The following is a 9,839-nucleotide window of genomic DNA, read 5'->3' on the forward strand; positions in this document are numbered from 1 at the left end:
TGCCGAACATATTGTTTGACCTTACCTGCATTACTACGCCGAACACGCAAATTCAGCGTGATTATATCATCATCAGTATGGGGCTTTCTCATGGCTTCCTGCATAAACTACCTCCACCAGCTTTATTTTTCCCTGTATTTCTCTCCAGACAGCCACATAGGTTGGTTTACCCTTCTTCAAATGGCAATGATGTTCCGTACTGGAAAGTTTTGAATAGTTAGGCCAGTCTCCACGGACAGGACCACAAAACTCTATTTCCTGAGTCAGCTGGAACAAAACCTCCCGCACTTTGGCAGGGAGCTTATCCGCCTGTTTTTTAGACTTGCCGGTAAATTCAACTGTCCAGTTCATTGATTCTTTATACCCATATCAGGTATAAAGTCAAGTCTGCTTTTTTCAGCCAGCACCCAATCGCTTCATAGAATACAAACCCTCCACACCACCTACGGGCGTAAATTTCCGTTCATCCTTGGACCCCAGCAAGTGCTTGACCTGGTCAAACACCTCCTGAACAAAGTCCTTGCCCCCGATCACCCCGGAATCAGTAAAATACCGGCATCTATACCTGAACCGGTCAGCTCTGGATATTTTGTAGCCTTTCTTCCTGGCTTTTTCCACGATCTTTGGATCAATTCCTCTTTTCACTGACCCCTGTCCCCTGACTCCTGACTCCTGGCTTTCAGCTGCTCCGGTTTCGTAAACAAACTGCCTGTACTTTCGGACAATCTCCTTGGGATCAAACTCATTCCACTCCTTCATGCCAAAGTCTATGGACAGCAAGCCGTCCTTATTCCCGGTCTGGGTATGGTAGCCAAGAGAACACCAAAGGAAGATAGGTGTCAGGAAACAGGAGTCAGGGAACAGCGGAAAAGAGGTGGTTTAGAATAAAAATCGGTAAGTGAGTTAAGTTTCGCTACTTGTTCAGTAAAAATGAATTAGGGTTATTGATCATGCTCCCCAGCATATTGCCGATTTCTTTACACAGTGAGGTAAGTTCTGCATGTTGCTCATTTTTTATGTATTGACAATCTTTAGCAAAATCAAGAGATGTATCTGTTTCGTTATTTTCACCATCACAATCTGTAAGTTTGCTAATAAAGTGTGCTTCGTAACGTCTCTTGACCCATGCCTCACGCAAATTCAAACACACTGAACGTGATGAACGTCTGATCTGGCTTGTCAGAGCATATCTTTCTTCATCTGGAAATTTTTTGCTGATATCAAATATATGCATAGCCAGCTTGTATGCCTTTTGATAAACGATTAACTCCTTGGCTGACTGCACTCCCATCTTTCTGTCTCCTGTCCCCTGACTCCTGATACCTTCTTCAACGGGCTGTTCTGGAAACAATATGGTATACGCTGGGCTGATTATCCCTAATAAATCTGGCTATTCTTGGCATGGCTGACCTCCGTTAAGGCTTGTGGTTGCTGGGTTGAGAGGAATATAGCGGAATGGGTTAGAAAATGCAACTTAAAGAACCTGTCCCCACTTTCTCACTCATCCTGCTCCCAATTCAGTAAAAAATCAGCATCTGCATCCCCGAATATCTCGCCTGCCATTTTATTTTCCTCCATCTCTTTTTTGCGGCGGATATTTGCCCATTTATTCAGGCGACGAAAATGATTGGAAGAAATTATCTGCGCAAAAGCCAGCTCAAGGCCGGCGCATTCATGCAGAGCAGGCAGATGTTCGGCACTGAGCTTGTGTAGATATGTACGGCCAACTCTTTTGAGCCCTGTATACTCATGCTGCTTGTCCTGCCCAATCTTGATTTTAACAGGCCAGTCAGCAAGAATACCAAGTTTATTCAGGAGCTTGGTGGCTCTGTTCAGGACCAGTCTCTCCTTTTCTATAAGCTTGATGAGCTGCATGATTTTGGTAACATGCGGAGTGAGTTGTCCTTCGTCTGTAAAAATGGGTATTGAGTCTTCTGTGTCTGGTGATACGACGTACTCCTCTTCTATGCATAAGAGGTCGGTTCCTGACTCAGAGTCTCGGACTTTGGCAAATGGATATGGTCTAAGTACCATGGGCAGATAGTCTTCAAGACATTTGCCGCCCGGAGTAAAATAGTGGTTTTCACCTGGTACCAGTGACATCATTAATCTGGGGGCAATATCCTCATCCTGTCCTAAAAAGATTATCGGCAGGTGCGCAGCAGCTCTGGGCAGCTCACTCAGACAGACAGGCATAAATTGATGATGTACTGCCAAAGGAAATATTGTTGGCCGCAGCCAGTTGCTCTGGCCTAAAGTCTGTGGGGAAACGGGTACTAATTTAGAATAAAACATAGTAATCACTTGGGTATTGTTTTCTCATAATCGAGAAGTTCGAAATCTTCATGATAAAAATCCAGAACCATATTCCGGATATTATCATCAAGCAAGGGTTCAAAATCAAAAGGTAGGACTGTTTTGTTGGCTGTTGGTGGCAGACCTTTTAAGTCGTATTTAGCCTGCAGCTGTTCCTTCCAGTCACGTTCCAGATAATATACTTCTGTAATCTCACTGATAAAATCTGTCTGGGGGCGTATATGGTTGTCTCTTATGTTTTTGCACTCAGGAAAAGCATTAAATACCTTAAGCATATAATCCTGAATAAAACGCATAGCTATACTCTCAGTTGGATTGGATACTGAGCTTTGTTCACAAGCAAGGGTAAAGGCATACCTGATTTCAGAAACAAATCTGCTCCAAGGGTGTCTGACAATGCAGAAGCCGGAGGTAAAGTCACCCCATTGTCTGTAAGTTGAGACTACAGAGTGCTGCACGCTGGATTCATTGGATAACGGTCCCTCGATCTGACATTGCAGTATATTGAATTTCTCCTTTAGATCTAAGCCGATACCTGCTGATTCCTGAAGGCCCAGATTGGAAATTAGCCAGCCATCATCCAGAAACCAGAGGTATACTGAAGAACCTGCTGCTTTCGGGATATGGGCAAACATAACCCTATGCGGATGTTTATACAGTATTGGCATTTTTTTTAACAATAATGGTTTTGATATCGTTTACCCAGCAATGTTTATTAGCGGGCAGATTCAGTTTCTTCTGTTTGACGGGAAGGTCCTTGACCACATCTATGACTTCGAATTCTCCCTGGCCGCACTCATTAATCAACATGACCAGTTCGTCCAATGTCGCCCCAAAAGGATCAGCAAGGTTTGCATGGTCAGGCATATGTTGCTGTGAATGATCCAGAAGCATTATGCCCCCAGGTCTTAAGCATCTTGCCCATTGCTTGAAACATTTATGCGGGTCGTAAGAATGATCCCATGAGTTGCTGTATATAAAATCTACGCTATTTAACCACTCGTCTTTAACTTCATGAAAATCCCATTGGATGGTGTTTTCAATTGTTTCCGCTCCGTCACCAATCTTGGTCCCCAGAACTTCGCACTGCAACTCTTGAGCGAACCATTTCTGCTCCATACCTGTCCTGGTGCCGTGGCAGAGTCCAAATTGCACTTCCCCAGCTATGTCCATAATCTTGCGGGCCAAATGTCTGATATTGCTTTCATCAACCCAAACAACATCTTTTTTGTTCTTGTTTGTAGCTTTCTGTATCCTTACATACTTGTCATAGTCAAAGCTGCCATCGTCTTTTACAAAACGCTCCAGCTTACCGTAAGCTACTGGGCTTATTTTTTTTTCAAAAACAACAAAATTTCTATCAGTCAGTTCTGAGTTCATCTTAAAGCCAAGGGATTCAATATCTTTGATAGCCTTCTGCACCCCTTTTTCACCAATTAAATGAGAATGGCACTCAATCAGCATGACCTGCACAGACTCTAAATCTTGCGGGGTCAGGGATTCAAAAAGCTCATCTTCTCCGCCCTCAATATCACACAAAATGATGCCGGGTTTCAGTTCGTCAAGAAAATCTTGTATGGACCTGCCTGGGACCTTAACTTCTTTGATTGTACCTTGTCTTTTTATGGTGGATGTTGACCATATTTCCTGGTTTATATACAGAGTTTTTTCTTCATTGTCCGAACCAAGAATGCAGTTGACAACATTAGCTGATACTGCGTTTAATTCATGGGTCTGCTTTATCTTATCCATCATTTCCGGGTTAGCTTCTACAACAGTGTAATGAAGGTTCTTCTTGTTCAGCATTAGATATGTAGACATAAACCCGATGCATCCACCAAGCTCCAGAACTTTATCCCCATCTTTAACTATTTTGTCCGCTATTCTGGTTTCTGCTGTCTCGTACAGTCCATTTCTGATGGCAGTTGCAACCATGGGAGAGACCTTCTGGTCCATTACGATCTGTACACCAAGCTGAGTTACAGTGTTAGCCTTAACTTGAGGTGCTGTTGTTTTATCCAGTTCAGGCGTTGCTAATTTTACACTAACAGGTTCAATGTCAAGTTCTTCAAGTTTATGCTCATCAGTCAGTCTTAGATGGGTAATGGCCTTGCCTTCGGCATGCCGGTCATACAGCTGCAGGCACATGGCCTCAAACATTTTACCCATGGTCTTCATGTCCGGCATGGCTGACGACCAGTAAGTTTCTTTGACTTTCTCCTTGGCCCTGTCTATCTCTTCCCTGGTCTGGCCGGCGTACTCAACAGCTTTTCTAACGTATTCTTCAGGGGAATTAACTATCCACTCGCTTAAATCGCTGGTATCCATTATGCTGGCTGCTACCCTTGAAGCAAAGGTCTCACCCGGTAAGGTCAGTACAGGAACCCCAACTCTGACTGCGTCGCAGCATGTTGTATGCGCATTGTAAGGCCAGGTATCAAGTACCAGGTCTGCATGACTGATACGGGCTATATGGTTTTCATGAGGAAGCTGTGGAGCCAGGATAAGCCTGTCAGGGTTAATTCCTGCTGATTCCAGATGTACTCTAAGTCTTTTCTCCAGCGCATCTGCTTTTGGTTTTAAAACCCAAAGCACAGAGTCTTGTATCTGGTTTAGGATATCACACCACAGGGCAAAGTTGTCAGGTGAGAACTTATACTGGTTGTTGAATGAGCAAAATACAAATTGATCTTCCGGTAAGCCATGATCTGATCTTGTGCCTGCTGTGGATAGATCAGGCTGTAGGTGGTCGTTTGGGAAATAGTTTCGTGGGAGTTGAAGAAACTTTTCATGGAACCCATCTACATTGCCTTTGTGCAGCACCCAGGGGTCACCAATAAAGTAATCCAGAACATCTCCAGCACCTTCAGTGCCGGGCAGTCCCATGAACCGCATCTGGATTGGGCATGGTTTACATGCGGTTACCAGCACTCTTGTATCCCTGGTCATACCATTACGCTCAATCAGTATATCTATCTGATCTTCACGGATTTTTTCAGCCAGTTCCTTGTCTGTTAATTTTGAGATATTGATAAACCGATCAAAACCTGTGCGCAGCCTTTCCCTGAAAGTACTGCTGTCATCAAAGCTGTTGCTGTATGCGTACCACTCAACATTTTCCTTAGGCAGATTTTCCACTAATCCCACCAGCATAGTTCCACCGGCATGCTGTCTGAAATCTGAACTGATAATGGCTACTTTGATTTTCTTGCCGGGAGTCCTTGGCGGTAATTCTCTCGGGGTAAGCCTTTGTACGCTGCGGGTATGCATCTGCCATGTTGCTGAAGCAGCGGTAAGATGCGAGCGTTGCGGTATATTGGCTGCCAGCAGGTCAAAGGTAGCTGATGTGGTTGGGGGGCGCATCAAAGGTAACTCCAAGGCAGCAGCAAGCTGCTCCTCAAGTTTGGGCAGAGACTTCCATATCAGCTGATGTCTGCATGTTGCTACAGCAGCGGCCAGAGTAGTGGCATCCTGCGTTTCTACCTCAGAGATCCTTTGAGCCAGTATTTCCATTACCTCCGGATCGCACTTCTGGGGGTCAAGCTGTCTAAGCCGCAGCCATGCATCTCTGTTGCTGGGCTGATATGTCAGGGATTTCTTAAGCAGTTCAAAGGCCTTATCTTCCTCAAAATCATGTGCTGCCAGTTGTGCTCTAAGTGAGTGCAGTTCTGGATGGGCTGGATCTCTGTCTTCTGCCTGGTCCAGATACTCTTTAAACTGATCTAAATTCTGGCGCATGAATGCTATGCGAGCAAGATTCAGCCACGGAGCAGGGTCTTCCATCTTGGTGACCAGATCTAAAAATTTTTCTTCAGCTTCATCAAATTTACCACGCATCAACTGGATGGTTGCCAGATTACTTAAGGCAGCAGTATTTCCGGGAGACATATCCAGGGCCCGTCGGTACATGTCCTCAGCTTCATCAAGCCTCCCAGCTTTCTTAAGGATAATACCATAGTTGGATATATCAGGAGGCTGTGGGCTTGGTATCTGAGAAAATCCAATTTTTGCTTCTTCCAGTGCTTTGACAGTCTGCCCCTCCTGATCATGTATTAAGGCCAGAAAAAGCCTGGCTCTTCCATAATCAGGGAAAGATGTCAGAATTTTTTCATATATGTATTTGGCCTGAGCCAGTTTTCCACGCTGGTGGTGCTTCATGGCCTCCTGCAACATTTTCTCTGCTGACACGGCTGCTCCTTACAAAAAATAGTATGGTGTTAAGATGGTAAGACAAGACAGGCTGGTATTGAAAAAATGAAGGCCCCGGTTAAGGGGCCTTCATGGTTAGTTGTTGTAATTATTACAGTTGATTTTGGCTGTTATGTAAGTTCGAACTGTGCTGCAGCAATGTCGCTGACCCCATTAAGTACGCCTACCAGGGTGAGTTCGTCAGCGTCTACAGTTGCATCATTATTCTCACCACTCTTTCCATCAAAGAACCAAAGGTAGGTGTCTGTGCCATCTGTAAGAGCAAATAAATTTTGCATTCCAGAAACAACTACAGCATCAGATAAATAGTCTGCTATATCAGACGCATTATTACCATCTGCTACGCCAGTTCCTGCAACTATGAAGATAACTGCATTTGAACGAGCTCCTGTCGCGAAATCGGCATTTGATGCAGCACCAGATGCTATAAAAACACCTTCAGTTTTGCCAGGTTTTTCAAAGTTCCCTTTATCAAACGAGATCACGTCATCGGTAGTATTAAACCCTGTGATAGTGAACTTATCTGCATCTGCCAGCCCTGTGCCGTCGAAGATGATCTTTTCATAAAGACCGTTTGAAGCGGCTGCAGATCCTGCGAGAGTACTATTCAACTTAAAAGTCTCTCCACCATCTATTTTGATTTCGAACACGCCTTTTGTCACGGCTGTTTCTGATCCAGTACCCTTCATTTTGCTGAAGTCTATTGTGCTGGTAGTTTCAGTTAAATCCACTGATAGCTTTGATCCTGCAGTGACAAAATGTACATCTACTTCATTGTTATGAAGCGCTGCTGCATCAAGCTTAAGGTTTGCACCTGTGCTTACACCTGCTGCAAATTGAATTTCATCCAGGAAAGATACAGTTGCATCAGTGAAGTCAATTGTTTTTGCATTTGCACCCATTTCAACCACCAGCTTGGCACCGTAGCCCTGCTGCTTTGTTCCACCACCGTTGATCACGGAGTCAGCATGAGCATTAATATCTTCAGTGCCTGTCAGTTTCACAGTAATAAGATTTTCAAGCTGGTTGCCTTTAATATCAAGCTTAATCGCTTCTCCATCAGCAGCTGTACCATCAATAGTTAAACTGTTGGCCCCTGTTGAAGATGCTACGTAAGTAACTGCTTCTTTAGAGTCAAATACTACTCCGGTAACTTCACCAGTAAAATCTGCTGCGTTAAAAGAAGCTTGATCTGCTTTGATTACTCGGTCGCTAAAGTCAACCTTGTCGCCATTTCCTGTTACTGTAACTTCTGCAAGGGCAGTAAGATCTGTGTTACCGATTTTTACTTCACCGCCACTATTAGTGATGTTAAGAGTAGTTAAGCCTGTTAAATCTGTTGCAACGTTTTGACCTACAGTCAAATCGCCCTTAGAATTGTTTAATATCAGCTGCTCAAGCTCTGGTGCTACTACATCAAACTGAGCATCTGCAGTACCACCAGTTGTTATGGTTCCTGACTGCATCTCGCTAAAGTTCAATTCTACTGTGCCTGCTTCCTGTGCTTCTTTAAGATTAATATTAAAATTGCCAGCACCTTCACTATTGAATTCAGCACCATTAATCTTTTTATCAGCTACAAAAATAAATTCTGCAGCTGCTTCAGCATTAACAGTAAATCCATTTGCTACAGTATCCTTTGCGTGGATATCAATAGAGCTGGCTTTATCAGCTGAAAATTCTGCGTCTCCCAACTTTCCAGTTGCGACTACCATCAGGTTATTCGCTTCAGCTGCTGAAACTTCACCGGCAAATGTCATATTCTTGGCAGTATTAAAGGTCAGTGACTCAGCGCTGTCAAATGTATAGTCAGTCTCAAATTCATATGTACCAGTTGTAGTTGCTTTGGAATTGCTGAGGTTAATCTCTACAGCCCCAGATACATCAGCTGAAAATGCACCAGTTGCATTGGTTCCAGTTGCTGCCAGATTGCGGTCATGGTTTAGGGTCAGCCCTTGAAGTTGAGAGTCGAGGAGGTTGATTGTATCGTCAACCTGACCCTTCAAGTTAATTGTCTCAATGTCTTCAAAGCCTTCACTTAAGAAGTTAACAGCATCGCCTGTGCCTGTCCCAGTTGCCAAAGTTAATGTCTGGAAACCAGAAATGGCTGCCTTCTGGCCCCCATCAAGATTTGTACCTGATACGTCTAATACCAGCTCATTATCTCCGCCTGCACTGCTGATTTCTGCATTGAAAGCCATATCATCCAGGGTAATTTTGTCATCTCCTGTTCCAGTACCGACTTCTTTGAGCTCAGCACCTGAAAGATCAGCTTCAATATTCCCTTTTGCTGCAGTGGCATTGAAATTTTCGAGACCACTATCAACTGCTGCCACAGCAAGATTTCCGCTTCCGGTAACTACTATTGTTTCAACCGCTGTCTGCGACAGATTTACATAGCTGTCTGTATCAGCAATAGCCTCTACGCTTACTACTTCCAGCTCTTCAGTGCCATCCGGATCTACATCGATGGTTACGTTATTGTCTTCTGAACCTACTCCGTTAAGCTTTAAGCTCAGGTTGTCGTCGTCTCCATCCAATACGTCCTCAGCAAATTTTGCATTGAAGGTGCCTTTGGCCTGGGTAAGCTCTATTACTGGAATTTCAGCCAGATTGTTGAGGGTAAAATTGCTTGAGGCGGCACCGATTTTGTAGGTTTCTACCCCTTCTATGTCTACAGCATTAAAGGTTCTGTTGAAGCCGGAAACATTGGTCAGTTCGACAATCTCGACGCTGGTCAGTCCTTTGTCTTCATTAAAACCAAGGAAGTTACCCTTCATCTCAACTTTAAGTGTATCAGTACCATCACCACCATCGATTATGTCATTTCGATTCAAGGTTGAGTTAGTGGCAGTGGTTTCTACCAGACCAATAATCGTGTCATCATTTTCAGTGGTCTGGAAATCTTCGTCTTCAACCTCCGGACCAACCACATCATTATCAGTAGTAAAAGTGCTGATAAATGCAAAACCCAACATTATCACATGCTCCAGTGGACAAATAACCGCCTTTTGTGTCCAAGACTTCCGTATGCCCTCCAAGTATTACAGAAAAATTTTTTTTTTACCTTGCATAATATCCATTAAGCCTTGTATATCAACGGTTTTGAGAGATTATGCTGCTGTAAATGCGACCTCAATATGCCCTCAATATGAAGAAAAAATTTAATTTTTTCTCATTCCTTCATTATACTCTAAAAATTGTATAAGGAGGAATGTCTGGATGGCAGTGAAAAATTTAACTCAGGGTTTTGTAAACAAGGTGAATTGTGGCCAGGGAAAGGACAAAGAAAGGTTTCACGATTCGAAATGCAA

The 9,839-nt window shown here is 43.8% G+C and carries 6 protein-coding genes and 1 pseudogene; all 7 read right to left on the reverse strand.

Annotated features, from left to right (window positions below):
* Positions 1 to 72 precede the first annotated feature (72 nt).
* Complete coding sequence (locus LZ23_RS10190; RefSeq protein ID WP_045213870.1) at positions 73 to 351, reverse strand: type II toxin-antitoxin system RelE family toxin; 279 nt, start codon at positions 349 to 351, stop codon at positions 73 to 75.
* A 45-nt stretch (positions 352 to 396) separates the two neighbouring features.
* A pseudogene (locus tag LZ23_RS10195) lies at positions 397 to 831 on the reverse strand (hypothetical protein); the annotation flags it as partial.
* An 82-nt stretch (positions 832 to 913) separates the two neighbouring features.
* Positions 914 to 1,291, reverse strand: coding sequence for a four helix bundle protein (locus LZ23_RS10200; RefSeq protein ID WP_045213873.1), 378 nt, complete (start codon positions 1,289 to 1,291; stop codon positions 914 to 916).
* A gap of 206 nt (positions 1,292 to 1,497) precedes the next feature.
* Positions 1,498 to 2,295 carry a SapC family protein gene (locus LZ23_RS10205; RefSeq protein WP_045213874.1) on the reverse strand — a complete coding sequence of 266 codons (798 nt, stop codon included), beginning with the start codon at positions 2,293 to 2,295 and terminating at the stop codon, positions 1,498 to 1,500.
* A 5-nt stretch (positions 2,296 to 2,300) separates the two neighbouring features.
* Positions 2,301 to 2,951, reverse strand: coding sequence for a sulfotransferase family protein (locus LZ23_RS10210; protein ID WP_045213876.1), 651 nt, complete (start codon positions 2,949 to 2,951; stop codon positions 2,301 to 2,303).
* 16 nt (positions 2,952 to 2,967) lie between these two features.
* Positions 2,968 to 6,504, reverse strand: coding sequence for an FkbM family methyltransferase (locus LZ23_RS22580; RefSeq protein ID WP_052507297.1), 3,537 nt, complete (start codon positions 6,502 to 6,504; stop codon positions 2,968 to 2,970).
* A 131-nt stretch (positions 6,505 to 6,635) separates the two neighbouring features.
* A complete protein-coding gene (locus tag LZ23_RS10220; protein WP_045213878.1) occupies positions 6,636 to 9,503 on the reverse strand; it encodes a hypothetical protein in 2,868 nt (955 codons plus the stop codon).
* Positions 9,504 to 9,839: the final 336 nt, after the last annotated feature.

The organism is Desulfonatronovibrio magnus (genome assembly GCF_000934755.1).
GTDB classification, from domain to species: Bacteria; Desulfobacterota; Desulfovibrionia; order Desulfovibrionales; family Desulfonatronovibrionaceae; genus Desulfonatronovibrio; species Desulfonatronovibrio magnus.